The sequence below is a fragment of the Burkholderia sp. D-99 genome, from assembly GCF_011605345.1.
GTDB lineage: Bacteria > Pseudomonadota > Gammaproteobacteria > Burkholderiales > Burkholderiaceae > Burkholderia.
In genome coordinates this window covers 161,285-178,931 of record NZ_JAAOXM010000003.1, presented here as the reverse complement: position 1 = coordinate 178,931, position 17,647 = coordinate 161,285, and the positions used below count along the sequence as shown (strand labels likewise).

The 17,647-nt window shown below is 68.8% G+C and carries 15 protein-coding genes; 5 read left to right on the top strand and 10 right to left on the bottom strand.

Features of this window, described 5'->3' with window-relative positions; translation table 11 throughout:
• Positions 1–144: 144 nt before the first annotated feature.
• The 9 genes from HAV18_RS14765 to HAV18_RS14725 all read right to left on the bottom strand — a co-directional run bounded on the left by HAV18_RS14765 (position 145) and on the right by HAV18_RS14725 (position 9,385).
• Positions 145–660, bottom strand: coding sequence for an SRPBCC family protein (locus HAV18_RS14765; RefSeq protein WP_166957061.1), 516 nt, complete (start codon positions 658–660; stop codon positions 145–147).
• A 44-nt stretch (positions 661–704) separates the two neighbouring features.
• Complete coding sequence (locus HAV18_RS14760) at positions 705–1,337, bottom strand: DUF1571 domain-containing protein (RefSeq protein ID WP_166957059.1); 633 nt, start codon at positions 1,335–1,337, stop codon at positions 705–707.
• Positions 1,334–1,753 carry a quinol oxidase gene (locus tag HAV18_RS14755; protein ID WP_166957057.1) on the bottom strand — a complete coding sequence of 140 codons (420 nt, stop codon included), beginning with the start codon at positions 1,751–1,753 and terminating at the stop codon, positions 1,334–1,336. Before HAV18_RS14755 ends, HAV18_RS14760 begins: the two co-directional genes overlap by 4 nt.
• A gap of 40 nt (positions 1,754–1,793) precedes the next feature.
• Positions 1,794–2,576 carry an anti-sigma factor gene (locus HAV18_RS14750; protein ID WP_166957055.1) on the bottom strand — a complete coding sequence of 261 codons (783 nt, stop codon included), beginning with the start codon at positions 2,574–2,576 and terminating at the stop codon, positions 1,794–1,796.
• Positions 2,573–3,088 (bottom strand): sigma-70 family RNA polymerase sigma factor, encoded by a 516-nt coding sequence (locus tag HAV18_RS14745; RefSeq protein ID WP_048242823.1) that lies wholly within the window; start codon positions 3,086–3,088, stop codon positions 2,573–2,575. Before HAV18_RS14745 ends, HAV18_RS14750 begins: the two co-directional genes overlap by 4 nt.
• Before the next feature lie 27 nt (positions 3,089–3,115).
• A complete protein-coding gene (locus tag HAV18_RS14740) occupies positions 3,116–3,475 on the bottom strand; it encodes a hypothetical protein (RefSeq protein WP_166957053.1) in 360 nt (119 codons plus the stop codon).
• Between the two features lie 284 nt (positions 3,476–3,759).
• Positions 3,760–6,813, bottom strand: coding sequence for a hypothetical protein (locus HAV18_RS14735; protein ID WP_166957051.1), 3,054 nt, complete (start codon positions 6,811–6,813; stop codon positions 3,760–3,762).
• A 476-nt stretch (positions 6,814–7,289) separates the two neighbouring features.
• Positions 7,290–8,534 (bottom strand): FAD-binding oxidoreductase, encoded by a 1,245-nt coding sequence (locus HAV18_RS14730; protein ID WP_166957049.1) that lies wholly within the window; start codon positions 8,532–8,534, stop codon positions 7,290–7,292.
• A gap of 71 nt (positions 8,535–8,605) precedes the next feature.
• Positions 8,606–9,385: an ABC transporter substrate-binding protein gene (locus HAV18_RS14725; RefSeq protein ID WP_166957047.1), complete on the bottom strand. Its 780-nt coding sequence runs from the start codon at positions 9,383–9,385 to the stop codon at positions 8,606–8,608.
• A gap of 378 nt (positions 9,386–9,763) precedes the next feature.
• Here HAV18_RS14725 and HAV18_RS14720 point away from each other — a divergent pair, with 378 nt between their 5' ends.
• The 5 genes from HAV18_RS14720 (at position 9,764) to HAV18_RS14700 (ending at position 15,217) form a co-directional block, all read left to right on the top strand.
• Positions 9,764–10,726: an ornithine cyclodeaminase family protein gene (locus HAV18_RS14720; RefSeq protein WP_166957045.1), complete on the top strand. Its 963-nt coding sequence runs from the start codon at positions 9,764–9,766 to the stop codon at positions 10,724–10,726.
• Entirely contained in the window at positions 10,723–11,526 is an 804-nt protein-coding gene (locus HAV18_RS14715) for a transcriptional regulator (protein WP_166957043.1), read from the top strand. The genes HAV18_RS14720 and HAV18_RS14715 overlap by 4 nt, the downstream gene beginning before the upstream one ends.
• A gap of 270 nt (positions 11,527–11,796) precedes the next feature.
• Positions 11,797–12,528 carry a DsbA family oxidoreductase gene (locus tag HAV18_RS14710; protein WP_166957041.1) on the top strand — a complete coding sequence of 244 codons (732 nt, stop codon included), beginning with the start codon at positions 11,797–11,799 and terminating at the stop codon, positions 12,526–12,528.
• 154 nt (positions 12,529–12,682) lie between these two features.
• Positions 12,683–14,122 (top strand): DHA2 family efflux MFS transporter permease subunit, encoded by a 1,440-nt coding sequence (locus tag HAV18_RS14705; RefSeq protein WP_166957039.1) that lies wholly within the window; start codon positions 12,683–12,685, stop codon positions 14,120–14,122.
• A 306-nt stretch (positions 14,123–14,428) separates the two neighbouring features.
• On the top strand, positions 14,429–15,217 hold the full coding sequence (locus HAV18_RS14700) for a sulfite exporter TauE/SafE family protein (protein ID WP_166957037.1): 789 nt from the start codon (positions 14,429–14,431) through the stop codon (positions 15,215–15,217).
• 352 nt (positions 15,218–15,569) lie between these two features.
• On the opposite strand, the gene HAV18_RS14695 is transcribed toward HAV18_RS14700, so the two are convergent.
• Complete coding sequence (locus HAV18_RS14695) at positions 15,570–17,405, bottom strand: S10 family peptidase (RefSeq protein WP_166957035.1); 1,836 nt, start codon at positions 17,403–17,405, stop codon at positions 15,570–15,572.
• Positions 17,406–17,647: the final 242 nt, after the last annotated feature.

The following is a 17,647-nucleotide window of genomic DNA, read 5'->3' as shown; positions in this document are numbered from 1 at the left end:
CGGTTGGCGGTTGGCGGTTGGCGGTTGGCGGTTGGCGGTTGGCGGTTGGCGGTTGGCGGTTGGCGGTCGGCGGTCGGCGGTCGGCGTTCGGCGTTCGGCGTTCGGCGTTCGGCGTTCGGCGCTTTTACACGCGTTCACGCGCCCTCAGGCATCGGCGCAGTCCGCATCCGGCAGCGGCCGGAAAGTCCGGCCCTCCGTCTCGACGGCCGCGCCCAGCAGCCGCGCGAGCCCCTTCGCCCCTTCGCGCATCACGACGTCGTGATTCCATCGGAACAGCGGCCGACCGAGCGGCTCCAGCCGGTTCATCCAGCGCACGTGTGTGCGGATGTGCCAGTCGTAGCGCACGATCGTGCGGGCACCGTCGGCGGCGAACGACCAGCATCCGTCACCTTCGATCGCGCCGCTCGCGCGGCCTTCGAGCGCATGCGGCGGCTCGACGCGTCGCACGCGCATGTCGAAGGTCAGCCGGTACGGCAGCGCACCCTTCCACGTATACCGGTGCAGCGCGCCGACACCGCGTGCGTCGCCCGGCTCGATCTCGACGGTGCGCACGGCGCCCTTCCACCAGTCGGGCCAGCGGTCGACCTGGTAGATCGCGTCCCACACCGCCGCGAGCGGCGCGTCCACGCGCCAGGTCGTCGAGAACCGGTATTCCGCCATGCAGCCTCCGGCATGCCCGTCGGGGGCATGAGTCAGCGCACCGCTCAGGGCGCGAAGAAGCGGTCGGGAAATGCGACGTCGATCTCGACGTCGTCGAGCGTCACGGTTTCGAGCGGCACGTCGTCATCGTCCGCGAAGCTGACGACCTTCAGCGGAAAACCGTCCTCGGTATCCAGCCACAGCCGGTAGCGATGCACGCCGTCGACCGCGTGCGCGGGCGCGCCCGTGACCGACACGCGCAGCGCGGTGCGGCCACCGACGGCCTCCTCGCCTTCGGTCACCGTCGCACCGCCCTCCTGCAGCGCATGAACGTTGCGCAGCAGTTCGCCGACGTCCGACCGGTCGACCCGGTGGCCGCTGCGGTCGCGCACGAGCGGATTGGACGGCGACAGCGTCAGCGCGGGCGGCGCATGCGCGCCGAACGGGCGCAGCCGCACCTTGCCGTCGCCGGGATCGTACGCGAGCACCGCGCCGTGATGCGGCGACACGAAATCCATCCGGACGAAGCCCGGTTTCAGGTACGCGTAGCGGATTTCGGTGTGCTCGCCGCCGCGCGCGGACGACCGGATCGTCGCGCGGTACGAGCGGACATGGTCGAAATGCGCCTGCGCGACGGTCACGGGATCGGCGGTCATGCTCGCTCCTATCAGGCTCGCGGCCAGCAACGCGGCGATCACGGCGCCGCCTCGACATCGAGCACGCCTTCCATCCCGCGCTCGCGATGGCTCCTGAAAAACAGCAGCCGATGCGTGCAATAGTAGGCGAACCGGCCCGGCTGCGCCGGCGTGAAGCGAAACGTCCTCGGCGTCGTGCCGAGCTCGGTGTGCACCGCGATACCGGCCTGCGGCGCATCGATTTCGAAGCTGTGCGGCACCAGGCCGGGCTCGGCCGACACGGTCAGCTCGACCGGCACGTGCGCCCGCACGATCACGTGGTTCGGTCGGAAGAAATAGCTGCCGCCGACGATCGCCACCCGCTGCACGCCGTCGGCGTCGACGGGCACACGCACGGGTGCGTCACCCTCGGCCCGCGCAAGCGCGGCGCCCGCGGCGAGCGCCGCCAGCAACGGGATCAGCACGAGCCTCTTCATCATCGTCATCTTCGTCGCCTGCTCCGTACCGGCGCCGCGCGCATCATCCCTTCCACGCGTCGGTCTGGCCGCCGAGCTCGCCGCACGCTTCGATCGCGAGTTCGCGCAGGCGCCGTTCATCGCCCTGGCCGGACAATGCGTAGCCCATCCCGCGATCCGACCAGAAATACGTGTAGCGGTCGCCGGCAGACATCGAGCGCGGCGCGAGGCGCCGTGCATCGTAAGCCGTCATGTACAGCGTCACGCGCTCGCCGTCCGCGCGCTGGTACATGAGCTGCGCGGCCGGCCCCGCCTCGCCGGGGAGCAGCCGGCCGCCGAGCAGCTCGTAGCCGTATTCATCAAGCGACGGCGCACGCACTGGCCGCCCGAGGCGCTTGGACAACCACCCGACCAGCCGTTCTGGGTTGCCCGCACCGACTTCGACCGGATGTTCGCGGTCGGCCACGTACGTCGCGTACGCGATATCCGCGCGCGCGGCGAACACCGGTTCGCTGCCGAGCGCTACCCAGCCCGCATGCAGCGCGACGCCGATCAGCAGCCCGGCCGCGAGCCCGGCGAGCGCATAGGCGATCCCGCGCCGACGCGGCGCGCGGCGCTGCACGAACAGCGCGGGCGCGGCACCCGGCAGCGGGAACAGCGCCTGCAGTGCGTCACGCTGCGCACGGTAATGCGCGAATCGTTCGGCTTCCTCCGGATCGGCCTGCACGCGCTCGAGCACCTCGTTTCGCTCGTGCCCGGACAGCTCGCCGTCCAGCAACGCGGACAGCAGTTGTGCCGACGCATCGTCGTCCCGCTCGTTCGAAGGCTTGCGCGATTCATCCATCATGTCTTCCCGATCACCCGTAACGCGGCCGTGCCGTGCGCCGACGGCTCGTCCGACAGCAGCGCCCGCATCTGCCCGCGCGCCCGTGCGAGCCGCGACATCACCGTTCCCACCGGGACGCCGAGCACCTGTGCGGCATCGCGATAGCTCAATTCCTCGAGCGCGACCAGCAGCAGCACCTCGCGCTGTTCGACCGGCAGCCGGTACAGCGCGCGCTGCACGTCGCGCAGCACCAGCCCGCCGATTTCGCCGGCCGGCGCGGCCATCGTCTGCCACGGTGCCGTCGCGTCGTCGACCGCGATCTCGTGCCGCGCGCGCAACTGGTCGATGAAGCGGTGCCGCAGCAGCGTCAGCAGCCACGCGCGCAGGTTGCCGCCATCGCGCGGCGGGCGGTTCAGCGCACGCTCGAGCGTGTCCTGCACGAGATCGTCCGCCCAGGCCCGGTCGCCCGTCAGCGCACGCGCATAGCGCGTGAGATGCGGCAACCACACCAGCAGATCCGATTCGTAGCTCATCAGGATGCCTCGTACACCGCCGTACGGTCACGGACGCGCAACGTGCCACATGCCGCCGATCCCGTCGCCGCCCGCGTCGCCGGGCTTGCGATCCTGCTTCCAGCGATACAGCGGGCGCCCGCGATACGCCCATTGCTTGCGGCCGTCGTCGCGCGCGACGAGACTCAGCGCGCCGGCTGCCTTGTCGTACGCGTCGGCGAGCGCGGGCGGCCAGTTGGCCGCGCACGCGCTGTCGCACGCGCTCTTGCCGGGCGCATCGCGATCGAACACGTACAGCGTCATGCGATCTTCATCGACCAGTTTTCCGTCGCCGGCCCGGGGCGGTTCCGCGCCGGCCGGCCGCACGATTGCCGCCGTCAGCGCGGCGGCGACGAGTATCCGTTTCATGCCCTTTCTCCTTGGCACGGCATCGCGACACGGCGGAACCGGCCGGGACGATCGGCTTCGTCATGACCATTATCCCGCCGGCCGGCGCTGCCGGGATTCGGTATGTAAACGGACGAAAGCGGCCGGTTATTCCATGTCGGCCGACGCGCGCCGGCAGCAGCCATTCATGCGACGAAAGCAAGCGGGCCCCAAAAGACAACGCGGCATGACATCCCTGTCATGCCGCGTTGCGCGACCCGTTGCGCACGGCGGCCGATCCGGCGGCGCCGTGCGTGTCCGGCCGGTTACTTCGGCAGTGCGCCCGTCAGCGACTGGAGCAGCGACGTCACCGGTGCGAGCGGGTTGCCCGGCGCGCTGTTGCCCGAATGCGGCGTGACCGACAGGCCCGGCGCGGAGCCGAGTGCCGTGCCCACCGTCGTGCCGACCGCATTGACGACCGTCGCCGTCGCGTTGGCGCCCGTCGTCAGCAGCGAGCCCACTGCACCCGCCGTGCCGCCGGCCGCGTTCGCGCCCGAGCCAAGCAGGCTGCCGCCCGCCGCTGCCGTCGAACCGGCCGCGCCCGACAGCGCGCCGGCCGCCTGCCCGAGCGCCACCGGACCGTTCGCGAGTGCGCCCGTCACCGAACCGAGCGCGCCGGTCAATGCGCCGGCCGGGTTGCTGCCGCCCGTCAGGCCGCTCACGAGGTTCGTGATCGGTGCGATCGGGTTGTTGCCCGCCGCGCCCGACAACGTGCCGACGACCTGGTTCACGACGCCTTGCACCGGTGCCAGCGGGTTCGACCCGCCGAGGTTGCCGAGCGTGCCGACCACCTGGTTCACGACACCCTGCACCGGCGCCAGCGGGCTCGTGCCGCCGAGGTTGCCGAGTGCGCCCACGACGGAGCCGACCGCGTTACCCAGTGCGTTCGTGGCCGTGCCGACCGCATTGCTGTTGCCCAGGGTGCCGACGACCTGGTTCACGACGCCCTGCACCGGTGCCAGCGGGTTCGAGCCGCCGAGGTTGCCGAGGCTGCCGAGTGCGCCCGTCACCGAGCCCAGCGCGCCGGTCAGCGCACCGGCCGCGTTGCCGCCCGTCGGCAGCGCGTTCTGCAGGCCGTTGACGAGGTTCGTGATCGGCGTGATCGGGCTGCCGCCACCGGCGCCAGACAGCGTGCCGACGACCTGGTTCACGACACCTTGCACCGGCGCCAGCGGATTCGAGCCGCCGAGCGCACCCGTCACCGAGTTCAGCGCGTTCGTCAGCCCAGCGGCCGGATCGTTGCCGAGCGTGCCCGCGAGCTGCGTGACGACGCCTTGCACCGGCGCCAGCGGGCTCCCCGCGCCGCCGACGTTGCCGAGCGTGCCCGTGATCGTGTTGACCGCGTTGCCCAGCGCGCCGGCCGGGTTGCCGCTGCCGAGCGTACCCGTGACCTGGTCGACGACGTTCTGGATCGGTGCCAGCGGGTTCGAACCGCCACCGATGCCGCCCAGTGCGCCCGTGACCGTGCCGAGTGCGCCGGTCAGCGCGCCTGCCGGGTTGCCGCCACCGAGCGCGCCTGTGACCTGGTTCACCACGCCTTGCACCGGTGCGAGCGGGTTCGAACCACCACCGATACCGCCCAGTGCGCCCGTGACCGTGCCGAGTGCGCCGGTCAGCGCACCTGCTGGGTTGCCGCCGCCGAGCGCTCCCGTAACCTGATTGACCACGCCTTGCACCGGTGCCAGCGGGCTCGAGCCGCCACCGATACCGCCCAGCGCGCCCGTTGCGGTACCGAGTGCGTTGCTCAGCGTCCCGGTCGCCGTGTTCAGCGCGCCAGTCAGTGCACCTGCCGGATTGCCGCCGCTCAGGGCGCCCGTCACTTGATTCACGACGCCCTGGACCGGCGCCAGCGGATCCGCGCCGCCGCCGATAGCGCCCAATGCACCCAGTGCCCCCGTCACGTTGCCGATCGCACCAGTCACCGTGCCTGCCGGATTGCCAGCACCGAGCTCACCCGCCACCGTACCGAGTGCACCCGTCAATGCACTAGCCGGATTGCCGTTATTGAGCGCCGTCGTTACTTGGTTGACGACACCTTGAACCGCCCCCAACGGGTACGAACCGCCGCCGATACCGCCCAGTGCACCCGTGACCGTGCCGAGTGCACCGGTCAGCGCACTTGCCGGGTTGCCGCTACCGAGCGCGCCCGTTAGTTGATTGACGACACCTTGAACCGGCGCCAACGGATTCGCGCCGCCACCGACATTGCCCAGCGCGCCGGTCACCGTGCCGAGTGCACCCGTCAACGCGCCAGCCGGGTTGCCACCACCGAGTGCGCCTGTCACTTGATTGACGACACCTTGAACCGGCGCCAGCGGATTCGCACCGCCGCCGACATTACCCAGCGCACCGGTCACCGTACCGAGGGCTCCCGTCAAAGCGCCAGCCGGGTTGCCACCACCGAGTGCGCCTGTCACTTGATTGACGACGCCTTGAACCGGCGCCAGCGGATTCGACCCGCCACCGACATTACCCAGCGCACCAGTCACCGTGCCGAGCGCACCCGTCAACGCACCTGCCGGGTTGCCGCCGCTCAACGCGCCCGTCACTTGATTGACGACGCCTTGAACCGGCGCCAGCGGATTCGCGCCGCCGCCGACATTACCCAGCGCACCGGTCACCGTGCCGAGTGCACCGGTCAACGCGCCGGCCGGGTTGCCGCCACCGAGCGCGCCCGTTACTTGATTGACGACACCTTGAACCGGCGCCAGCGGATTCGACCCGCCGCCGACATTACCCAGCGCACCGGTCACCGTGCCGAGCGCCCCCGTCAACGCGCCAGCCGGGTTACCGCCACCGAGCGCACCCGTCACCTGATTCACCACACCCTGCACCGGCGCCAGCGGGTTCGACCCACCGCCGACATTGCCCAGTGCCCCCGTTACCGTGCCAACCGCATTGCTCAACGCACCCGTCGCCGTATTCAGCGCACCCGTCAGCGCACCAGCCGGGTTGCCGCCGCTCAGCGCGCCCGTCACCTGATTCACCACACCCTGAACCGGCGCGAGCGGCTGCACCGTGCCGCCGCCACCACCGAGTGCGCCCGTCACCGCCCCCACGGCGCCCGACAGCACCTGACCGGGATCGCCAAGGGACGTCTGGATCGCGCCCGCCCCGCCCGCCGCCACGGTGACCGAGCCCAGCGGCGACGTACCCGTCGCGACCAGCCCGACCGAGACGCTGTTCGTCGGCGGGTTGACGATCACTTGCGGGATCGGCAGCACATCAAGGGCCCCCGCCACCGCGGAACCCGAAGCCAGTACCCCGAACACCGTCGCGACCGACAGCGCCACACCCGTCAATTTAAGATTGTGTCCCATCTTTGTTTTTCCCCATCTCGGTTGGCACAACGTTGATAAAGCATGGGGACGGATTGCACGAAGTGTGCCAATTCAAAGAACCGTATTGATTCGTCTGCCTATTGACCTGCAATAACGATTTTTTAATCGATTTCCGACGAAATTCACGGCCCCGGCGCCGCAATCATCCGACGAAAAAGGTCGACGGAACACGGATGTAACGTAACGTTTGCGAGCCCCGTGGTAACGTGTTCCGGTACATTCCACGTAACACCGGAACATACCGTCGTGACCGGCTGCCGATTACGCATTTCAGAACAATGAAAATGTATTGATAAATCGCCGATTTGCTTATTTTCTTTATTTCGCGATTATCTTTCTTGCTGATTACGCAGATCATTTCCGATCGCGCGATCTCCGATAATTCGGATAGCAGAATGAAACATTGTGAAGGCCGCGTCGCAACCGGCGCGCGCGAGGCAGCGCGCGCCGCCGGATCAGCCGAAGCGCGTGGGCCGGTACGGATGGGGATCGATATAGGTCGGCGCGCCCGTCATCATTTCGGCGAGCAGGCGCCCGGTCGCGGGGCCGAGCGTGAGCCCGTGGTGACAATGGCCGAACGCGAACCACAGGTGGCGATGGCGCGGCGCGGGCCCGATCACCGGGCGCATGTCGGGCGTGCACGGCCGCATCCCGAGCCACGGCTCGGGATCGAGCCGCTCGCCGATGCCGAACGCGTCGCGCGCCAGCGGCTCCGCACGCGCGAGCTGCACGCCGGTCGGCGGTGCGCCGCGCAGCGCGATCTCGACGCCGGTCGTGAGCCGCAGGCGGCCCCCTTCCATCGGCGCGACGACGAAACCTTCCTCGGTATCGCACACGGGCACGTTCAACGGCGCGCGCGTCGGCCGGTAGTGCATGTGGTAGCCGCGCTTAGCGCGCAGCGGAATCCGGTAGCCGAGCGGCGCGAACACGTGATCGGACCACGGCCCGAGCGCGACCACGACCGAGCGTGCCGAGATCGGCCCGTGTTCGGTGTCGACCTGCCAGCCGTCACCCACCTGCACGAGCGTCCTTGCATCGCCAAGCGCGAACGTGCCGCCGTCGCGCTCGAACAACCGTGCGTAGGCCTTGGTCAGCCCGCCCGGGCTCGACACGGTCTTCGGGTCCTGCCAGTGGAATGCGCCGCAGAACGCGTCGCTGACGCCCGGCTCCCTCGCGCGCAACGCCCGTGCGTCGAGCACGGTCATCCGCAGCCCGTGCGCGTCGGCCACGCGCTGCTGCGCGCGCGTTTCCGCGTCGAACAGCGCGGGCGAACGGAACGCTTCGATCCATCCGCCGTCGTGCACGAGCGGCTGTGCATCGGTACGCGCGAGCAGCGCGTCGTGCTCGACCACGCTCGCCGCGACGAGCGGCAGCAGGTCGCGCGCGGCGGCCGCGAGCCGCTGCGGCGACGATTCGCGCCAGAAGCGCGCGAGCCAGCCCGCGTAAGCGGGCAGCGCGCGGTAGTCCCAGTAGAGATCGACCGAGCGGTTGCGCGCATAACGCAGCAGCGTGCCGAGCCGGCGCGGAAATGCGTACGGCACGACCGACGAGCGTTCGATCAGCCCCGCATTGCCGTGGCTCGTTTCCTCGCCGGGCGCGCGCCGGTCGACGAGCGCGACGCGCAACCCGCGATCCTGCAGATGCAGCGCCGACGACACGCCGACGATGCCGGCCCCCAGAACGATGACGTCGAAATCCATGGTTCCCCGTACTGCGTCGAGATTCGATGCGACACGCGCCGGCCCGGTGGCCGGCGCACGACGAGATAGTTTTACTTCGCGACGATGTCGCGCTTGAAGTACTTCTGCGACAGCGCGCCGAGCGTGCCGTCCTTCTTCAGCGCGTCGAGCGCGCCGACGATCTTCGCCTGCAGCGCCTTGTCGTTCTTGCGCATCCCGAAGCCCGTGCCTTCGCCGAGCGTCGCAGGATCCTTCAGCGGCTCGCCGACGATCTGGTAGTCGCGGCCGGCCGGCTTGTCGAGGAAACCGTCCTGAGCGGTCTGCGCTTCCTGAACGGCCGCGTCGAGACGACCCGCGACGAGATCGGCGTAGATCTGGTCCTGATCCTGGTACGACACGACGGCCACGCCCGCATTGGCCCAGTGCGCCTTCAGGAAATCCTCCTGCGACGAGCCCTGCAGCACGCCGACGTGCTTGCCGCGCAGGCTCGCGACGTTAGCCCGCAACGGCGAGCCGTGCTTCGCGACCATCACGATCGGCACCACGTAGATCGCCGGCGTGAAATCGATGCTCTGCCGGCGCTTCGCGGTGATGTTCATTGCCGAGTTGATCGCGTCGAACTTGCGCGCCTGCAGCGCCGGAATCAGGCCGTCGAACGAATTCTCGACCCACACGCATTTCATGTTCAGCTTCGCGCACACCGCGTTGCCGATGTCGACGTCGAAACCCTGCAACTGACCGGCCGGCGTCTTGCTCTCGAACGGCGGATAGGCGGCTTCGATCCCGAAGCGCAACGTGGTCTGTTCCGCGTGAGCCGTGACGGCCGCGCAGGCGAGCGCCGCAGCGGCGCAGAGGGAGAGCTTCCAGTTCATGACGGTCCTTCCGTTCTGGATTGAGGCGATGAAGATCGGTACACGACGGCTCGGCCAGGCGCCGGATCGGCACTCGAAGCAGGCGGCCGCCACGCGGCGACACGTCGTGTCCTGCACGCGAAATATAGACTCAAAGTCTACTATAGACTATAGGGGATACGAGAATCGCGCCTCGAGACACGGCATCGAAAATTCGTCGACGATCCGGAATGCCTTTGATTTACCGATGTTTTTTCCGAACCAAGCCACGACACAAAGTCTCGAAAAGAAAAATTCTCCAGATTTTGTTTGTCTATATTAGACTTTTCGTCCATCACGAACACTGCCGGACACCGTCGATCGAGACCGTCCTGTCCGGCCCAGACCGGAGATGTCCCCATGACGCAAACCGCCCCGACCCTGCCGCTGACCGTCGACGAAGCCGCGGTGCGCACGGCCCTGCCGTCGCTCGACGTGCTCGGCACGCTGCGCAGCATGTTCGCGTCGCTCGCCGCGGCGCGCGCGGTGCAGCCGCCGCAAACGCTCACGCTGTTTCCCGAGCAGGCCGGCGACTTCATCACGTATCTCGGCGCGCTCGCCGACGCGCAGGTGTTCGGCGCGAAGCTGTCGCCGTATGTCGTGACGGGCGGCAAGCCCATCGTCACCGCATGGACCGCGCTGATGTCGATGCGCACGGGCCAGCCGCTGATGTGGTGCGACGCCGGCCTGCTGACCGTCGAGCGCACGGCCGGCACGACCGCGCTCGCGGTCGACTGCCTCGCGCCGCGCGACGCGCGCCATCTCGCGATCGTCGGCGCGGGCGCGGTCGGCCTCGCGCACCTGCGGCACACGGCGGGATTGCGCGACTGGCAGACGATCCGCGTGTACTCGCCCGCGCTCGCCGGCGACGCGGCGCAGCAGGCGGCGCTCGCGCAGCTCGATCCGCGTGCACGCGCCGCTGCGAGCGTCGAAGCCTGCGTGCGCGACGCGGACGTCGTGATGCTGTGCACGTCGTCGGGCACGCCCGTGCTCGGCGACGGGATGCTCACGCGCCCCGCGCTCGTCACGTCGATCAGCACGAACGTCGCGCGCGCGCACGAGATCCCGCCCGCCTGGCTGCCCGACATGGACGTGTACTGCGACTACCGGCATACGACGCCCGCGAGCGCGGGCGAGATGCAGATCGCGACGGCCGAGCACGGCTGGGAAGCCGCTCGGATCGCCGGCGACCTGTCCGCGCTCGTCGCCGGCACCTGCCCGGCGCCGTCGTACACCCGTCACGCATTCTTCCGCTCGATCGGTCTCGGGCTCGAGGACATCGCGATCGCGCACGCGCTGTACACGCACCTGACGCGCGCATGAGCGGCACGCGAGCGCGGGGCCGATACAATGGCGCAACCGCCGCGGCGGCCGCGCGCGGGCGCACGGGCATGCCGGCCAGCGGCGCGCCGCCACGCCGGCCCGATGGGCCGCCCGGCCCCCGCCCACCCGAGATGGCGACACCGATGCGCAAGAAGAAATCCCCCGTCAAAGAGCTGCTGCTCACCCGCTATGCGCCGATCGCCGACGGTGTCGCCGCGCTGTTCTTCCCGTACGCGGAAGTCGTGATCCACGACCTGCACGACCAGACCGTGCTGTATCTCGCGAACAACCTGTCGAAGCGCGAGGTCGGCGACGATTCCGCGCTCGAGGAAATCGACCATTCCGCGCGCGAGCGCGTGATCGGCCCGTACGAGAAGCTGAACTGGGACGGCCGGCGGATGCGCTGCGTGAGCAACGTGCTGTTCGACGACGAAGGCCACCCGGCCGGGATGATGTGCATCAACTTCAACATCGCGGTGTTCGACGAGGTGCGCGCGACGCTTGACCTGTTCATCAAGGGTGCGGGCGTCGTCGCGCAACCGGACGAGTTGTTCCGCGACGACTGGCAGGAGCGCATCAACACGTTCCTGCACGGCTGGCTGCGCGAGCGGCAGGTCGGGCTGAACGGGCTCACGCGCGAGCACCGGCGCGAGCTCGTCGAAGCGCTTTACGCGGAAGGCGCGTTCCGCGGCAAGAGCGCGGCGAACTACGTCGCGAATGTGCTGGGGATGGGCCGCGCGACGGTCTACAAGCACCTCAAGCACCTCAAGCACCTGAAGGAAACGCAGGGCGACGCGTAAGCGAATAAGCGAAACGCGCCGCGGGCCGGTTTGCCGGTTTGCCGGTTTGCCGCTTTGCCGCTTTGCCGCTTTGCCGGGACGCCGAGACGCCAGTTCGCCCGGACGCGCGGCGGCGACCGGTATCGGCAATCGCTATCGGTGCGCCGCTTCCGTGTCTATGCTTCGTGATACGCCGGGCGAGCGTTTCACACGGCCGCCCGGCCAAGACGAAGCGTCGAAGCACAAAATGATATAGTCCCGGTTACACTTTTTTGCTGCCCGGAACCGCCCATGACGACCGCTCCCGCCCTGACTGCCCGCCCGACCCTGACCGTCGAAATCTGGTCCGACCTGATCTGCCCTTGGTGCTGGATCGGCAAGCGCCGCTTCGACGAGGCGCTCGCCGCGTTCGCGCACGCCGACCGCGTCGACGTCGCGCTGCGCGCGTACCGGCTGATGCCGGGCCAGCCCGTGGAGCCGGTCGAGGCGATGCTCGCGGGCAAGTACCGGATGTCGCCCGCACAGGTCGACCAGATGCTGCGCCAGGTGACCGATGCGGCCGCGAGCGTCGGGCTGCGCTACGACCTGCCCGGCACGCTCGTCGGCGACACGCTCGACGGCCACCGGCTCGTGAAGCTCGCGGAAGCGACGGGCCGCGCGCACGCGCTGACCGAGCGGCTGTACCGCGCGTATTTTTGCGAGCACGGCTCGCTGTTCGATCATGCAGAACTGGCCGAATTCGCGGTCGAAGCGGGGCTCGAGCGCGCGGCCGTCGAAGACGTGCTGCGCAGCGACCTGTACCGCGACGAAGTCGAAGCCGACATCGCACGCGCCGCGCAGATCGGCGGGCGCGGCGTGCCGCTGTTCGTGTTCGGCGGCCGCTACGCGGTGTCGGGCGCGCAGCCGGCCGACGCGTTCGCGCAGGCGCTCGACCAGGCCTGGCGCGACGGCATCGTCGAACTCGACGGCAACGACGCGGCCGCATGCGGCCCCGACGGCTGCGAACTGCCGGCGCGCTCGTAACGCCTGGCACATCCGTCGCATCCGTCGCATCCGTCACGCGCGTCCCGCCCGGACGCGCGACTACGCATCGCTCCTGCCACAAACCGGCAGGAAGCCCGCGCCGATGGGGTCTAGAATGCATCCTTTCAAATAACTATCAGAAGGCTGCAAGCCCATGACCCACGGGATCCACGGCGAGAAGCGCTGGTACGCGCTGATCGTTCTCTGCCTCGGCGTGCTGATGATCGTGCTCGACAGCACGATCGTGAACGTTGCACTGCCGTCGATCAGCACCGACCTCCATTTCACCGAGACGGCCCTCGTGTGGGTCGTCAACGCGTACCTGCTGACGTTCGGCGGCTGCCTGCTGCTCGGCGGCCGGCTCGGCGACCTGTACGGCCAGCGGCGCATGTTCCTCGCCGGCCTCGTCGTCTTCACGCTCGCGTCGCTCGCGTGCGGTCTCGCCCAATCGCAGACGATGCTGATCGCCGCGCGCGCGGTGCAGGGGCTCGGCGGCGCGGTCGTGTCGGCCGTCTCGCTGTCGCTGATCATGAATCTCTTCACCGAGCCCGGCGAACGCGCGCGCGCGATGGGCGTGTACGGCTTCGTCTGCGCAGGCGGCGGCAGCATCGGCGTGCTGCTCGGCGGATTGCTGACGAGCTCGCTGTCGTGGCACTGGATCTTCCTCGTCAACCTGCCGATCGGCATCGCGGTCTATGCAATGTGCGCCACGCTGCTGCCGCGCCTGCGCGCGCCGGCCGGCACCGCGCGGCTCGACGTCGCGGGCGCGGTCACCGTGACCGCGTCGCTGATGCTGGCCGTCTACGGGATCGTCGGCGGCAACGAAGCCGGCTGGCTGTCGACGCAGACCGTCGTGCTGATCGGCGCGGCCGTCGCGCTGCTCGCGCTGTTCATCGCGATCGAGGCGCGCGCCGCGCATCCGCTGATGCCGCTCACGCTGTTCGCCGCGCGCAACGTCGCGCTCGCGAACGTGATCGGCGTGCTGTGGGCGGCCGCGATGTTCGCATGGTTCTTCCTGTCCGCGCTGTACATGCAGCGTGTGCTCGGCTACGGGCCGCTGCAGGTCGGTCTCGCGTTCCTGCCGGCGAACCTGATCATGGCCGCGTTCTCGCTCGGGCTGTCCGCGCGCATCGTGATGCGCTTCGGGATCCGCGGCCCGATCGCGGCCGGCCTGCTGATCGCGGCCTGCGGCCTTGCGCTGTTCTCGCGCGCGCCGGTGGACGGCGGTTTCGTCTGGCACGTGCTGCCCGGCATGACGCTGCTCGGCATCGGCGCGGGCGTCGCGTTCAACCCGATGCTGCTCGCCGCGATGAACGACGTCGATCCGGCCGATTCCGGGCTCGCGTCGGGGATCGTCAACACCGCGTTCATGATGGGCGGCGCACTCGGCCTCGCTGTGCTCGCGAGCCTCGCGGCCGCCCGCACCGACGCGCTCGCGGCCGCGAACGCCGCGCCGCTCGACGCACTGAACGGCGGCTACCATGCGGCCTTCGCGTTCGGCGCGGCATTCGCGGCCGCCGCCGCGCTGATCGGCCTCGCGCTGCGCATCCGGCCGCAGAACGGCGTCGAAGGCGTCGGCCCCGCGATGCACTGACGGCCGCCGGACGAAGCCGGTTGCCGGCATCGAACCCGGGCGCGCATCGTCGCGCCCTTTTTTATGTCTGCCGGGTTGTGCGTACCGGGCACGGCACGCGCTTCGGGTTCGTCGTACCTTTGGACCGATCGACGCCATCGGCCCCGCCGTCGTTCAAACACGCGTTTCGCACCCGCCCGCCCCACCGCCGCACGGCCCCTCCCGGCCGATTTTTAACGCAGTCGTACATTGACCGGCCACTTTTGCGACAATGGCGGACTTTGACCCACGCGCCGCCGCCGAACGCCGCATAACCGCCTGCTTCCGATGTCGCTTCCCCATATCGATCTGCTGTACTCGTTGTCCGGCCTGTTCGTCGGCATCCTCGTCGGCCTGACGGGCGTCGGCGGCGGTTCGCTGATGACGCCGATCCTCGTGCTGCTATTCGGCGTCCATCCTGCGACGGCGGTCGGCACCGACCTGCTGTACGCGGCCGCCACCAAGGCGACCGGCACACTGGTCCACGGCCTGAAGGGTTCGATCGACTGGCGCATCACGGGCCGGCTCGCGGCAGGCAGCGTGCCGGCCGCGGCGCTCACGCTGTGGTGGCTGCACACGCACGGGATGAATACGCCGGGCACCGCGCGGATGATCCAGCTCGTGCTCGGCGTCGCGCTGCTGCTCACGTCGCTCGCGCTGATCTTCCGTCCGCAGCTCACGGCGTTCGCCGCACGCAACCCGCTCGCGCCGAGCCCCGCGCGCACGCTGTGGTCGACCGTGCTGACGGGCGCCGTGCTCGGCGTGCTGGTGTCGATGACGTCGGTCGGCGCCGGCGCGATCGGCGTGACCGTGCTCCTGCTGCTGTATCCGATGCTCGCGACGACCCGCATCGTCGGCTCCGACATCGCGCACGCGGTGCCGCTCACGCTGGTCGCCGGCATGGGCCACTGGCTGCTCGGCTCGGTCGACTGGTCAATGCTGCTGTCGCTGCTGCTCGGCTCGCTGCCGGGCATCGTGCTCGGCAGCCTGCTGTCGGCACGCGCGCCCGAGCGGCTGCTGCGCAACCTGCTCGCCGCGACGCTCGTCGCGGTCGGCGTGCGGCTCGTGCTCGCGTAGGCGGCGCGACTGCCGCCCGCTACGGCAGGCATCGGCGTCTTCCCGCCCCTGACGAGTGAGATCGGCTCGATTTGTCGGCGGGATTTTCTGGCAAATCCTCAATACAGGGACATGCATCCCCCTTTCGAGGATCAAGCCGCTGCGAATCTCACGCAGACACGACAATGCCCCGTCAGTCGACGACTCACGGGCACCGTGGAAGATGACAGCATCGCGATCCGCATGCGCGACGTGATGCACGACCGGCCGGCGCACGATGCGCCGGCTTGCCCCACCGCAAAAAAAACAGCCCGACCGGCCTGCGCCGATCGGGCTGTCGTCCATCCGGGGCGGCGCAAGCCGCCCGCGGCGCTTACTGCCCCTGCTGCTGCAGTTTCTGCTGCTTGAGCTGCTGCGTGCGCGCCTGCAGCTTCAGCACCCGCTGCAGTGCGGTGCGGTTCGCGAGGATGCCGTCGTAGAAGTTGGCGAGATCGCCCTTCAGCGCGGTCCGCGACGCGTCGTTCAGGTAGATCATGTGGCCCGACGGGTAGTTCTTGATCGTCAGGTTCTGCGCCTTGATCGTCGGGTCGAGCGGCATCTGCGCGAGCGTCAGCTCCGTCTGGTGGAACGGCGTGACGGCGTCGAAATAGCCGTTTGCCGACAGCACCTTCAGGTCCGGGTTCACGCTCATCGTCGACGCCAGGTCGCCGGCCGTGTACAGCGTATTGCCACCGCCCTTGTTCGCGCCGGTCGGGTCCGTGTGGCTGAAGTCCCAGTTGTTGAAGACCTGGTCGTTCAGGTCCACGAACAACGACGTCGACGTGTACTTGAGGTCGGTGTTGATGTAGCTGTTCCACAGCACCGTGTACGCGCCGCCGACGTTCGTGATCGACGGATCGTTGCTGCCCGAGTTCGGCAGGATGTACGGCGCGATGCCCTTGCCCGTGAAGTTCGCGCGACCGTCGTACTGGCCGATCTGCGTGCCCGGCACGAGCGTCAGGAAGAACGTGTACGGCGGGTTGTCGTCCGACGACGGCACGTTGCCGAGCGCGGCCGGGTTGCCGAACGTCTGGATCAGCGACGTCGGATCCGTGCCGATGTACGAGCCCATCTGCTGCGCGGTCTGCAGGTTCAGGTTCAGACGCACGTTCACGAAGCCGCCGTCCTGCGGGTTCGGCTTCTGCACCAGCGGCGAGAGCGTGTTGTCCGCGTAGTTGCGGGCCTGGACCATGTACGCGTCGAGATCGGTCGGCGTCGGGTTGAGCGTCGTCTTCTTCCAGTAGAACGCGTCGGCCGCGAGCGTCGGGAAGATGCCCGGCGCGGACAGCGCGTTCGCGTAGTCGAGGATCGACGACTGCAGCGTGATCCCGTTCAGGTCGATGCCGTCCTCATGCAGCACCCACGACACGACCGCGCTGCGGGCCGTGCCGTACGACTCGCCGTACAGGAACTTCGGCGAATTCCAGCGCGAGTACTTGGTCAGGTAGCGCTGGATGAAGCGGTCGATCGAGCGCGCGTCCTGGTCGGTGCCCCAGAAGTCCTTGTTCTTCGCCGGGGCGATCGCCGTCGAGTAACCGGTGCCGACCGGGTTGATGAACACGACGTCGGTGCGGTCGAGCAGGCTGTCCGGGTTGTCGAGCAGCTTGTACGGCGCGGGCGGCGTGAAGTTCGGGAACGACGACTGCAGGCGCTTCGGCCCGTACGAGCCGAGCAGCAGGTAGACCGACGACGAGCCGGGGCCGCCGTTGTAGAAGAACGTGACCGGGCGCGGCTTCGACGGGTCCGGGTTGTCCTGCGTGTACGCGACGTAGAACATCTTCGCGTTCGGCGCCGACGTGGTCGGATCGATCGTCGTCAGGTGGCCCGTGGTGGCCGTGTACTTGATGGTCTTGCCGCCGATCGTGATCTGGCGGTGCACGACGGCCGCGCCTTCCGTCGAATCCGTAACCGCGTCGTTCGGCCCGGTGCCGTACACGTCGGTGTCGACGTACGGCTGGTCGGCCGCGGCGGCTGTTGCGTTGGTGTTGGCCGACGTGCTGGCACCGGCCGACGTCGCGGCCGCGGCGGCAGCCGAAGCAGCCGGGCTCGACCCGTCGTCGCCGCCGCACCCCGTGACGAGCAGCGCTGCGGCCGCCGCTGCGGCGAGCGGCACGCTCAGTGTCGTTCCGAATAGCGCGAAACCGTCTTTCAAGGACTTCCGTGTCGTCATTATTGCCTCTCGAACAGAACGATAAATACCGCCGGTCGCAAAGGATCATTTGCGCCGGCGCTCCGCACCGGGAATGCATTCGTTATGCGACGCACTCCGAGTTTTTTACCGGATCAGCAAATACCGACCGGCATGATTTACCCCACCCATATTTTTGCGACTGCACAATGGAATCAATTCCATTGCGAACGACAATTCAATAATTCGCAGCAATGCGAATTCATTTCACGATTTTGCGCATG

What these genes read in the sequence shown, in the direction of transcription:
- HAV18_RS14765 (WP_166957061.1), bottom strand. Translation starts at nt 660, where the DNA reads ATGGCGGAATACCGGTTCTCGACGACCTGGCGCGTGGACGCGCCGCTC.
- HAV18_RS14755 (WP_166957057.1), bottom strand. Translation starts at nt 1,753, where the DNA reads ATGATGAAGAGGCTCGTGCTGATCCCGTTGCTGGCGGCGCTCGCCGCG.
- HAV18_RS14750 (WP_166957055.1), bottom strand. Translation starts at nt 2,576, where the DNA reads ATGATGGATGAATCGCGCAAGCCTTCGAACGAGCGGGACGACGATGCG.
- HAV18_RS14745 (WP_048242823.1), bottom strand. Translation starts at nt 3,088, where the DNA reads ATGAGCTACGAATCGGATCTGCTGGTGTGGTTGCCGCATCTCACGCGC.
- HAV18_RS14740 (WP_166957053.1), bottom strand. Translation starts at nt 3,475, where the DNA reads ATGAAACGGATACTCGTCGCCGCCGCGCTGACGGCGGCAATCGTGCGG.
- HAV18_RS14735 (WP_166957051.1), bottom strand. Translation starts at nt 6,813, where the DNA reads ATGGGACACAATCTTAAATTGACGGGTGTGGCGCTGTCGGTCGCGACG.
- HAV18_RS14730 (WP_166957049.1), bottom strand. Translation starts at nt 8,534, where the DNA reads ATGGATTTCGACGTCATCGTTCTGGGGGCCGGCATCGTCGGCGTGTCG.
- HAV18_RS14725 (WP_166957047.1), bottom strand. Translation starts at nt 9,385, where the DNA reads ATGAACTGGAAGCTCTCCCTCTGCGCCGCTGCGGCGCTCGCCTGCGCG.
- HAV18_RS14720 (WP_166957045.1), top strand. Translation starts at nt 9,764, where the DNA reads ATGACGCAAACCGCCCCGACCCTGCCGCTGACCGTCGACGAAGCCGCG.
- HAV18_RS14715 (WP_166957043.1), top strand. Translation starts at nt 10,723, where the DNA reads ATGAGCGGCACGCGAGCGCGGGGCCGATACAATGGCGCAACCGCCGCG.
- HAV18_RS14710 (WP_166957041.1), top strand. Translation starts at nt 11,797, where the DNA reads ATGACGACCGCTCCCGCCCTGACTGCCCGCCCGACCCTGACCGTCGAA.
- HAV18_RS14705 (WP_166957039.1), top strand. Translation starts at nt 12,683, where the DNA reads ATGACCCACGGGATCCACGGCGAGAAGCGCTGGTACGCGCTGATCGTT.
- HAV18_RS14700 (WP_166957037.1), top strand. Translation starts at nt 14,429, where the DNA reads ATGTCGCTTCCCCATATCGATCTGCTGTACTCGTTGTCCGGCCTGTTC.
- HAV18_RS14695 (WP_166957035.1), bottom strand. Translation starts at nt 17,405, where the DNA reads ATGACGACACGGAAGTCCTTGAAAGACGGTTTCGCGCTATTCGGAACG.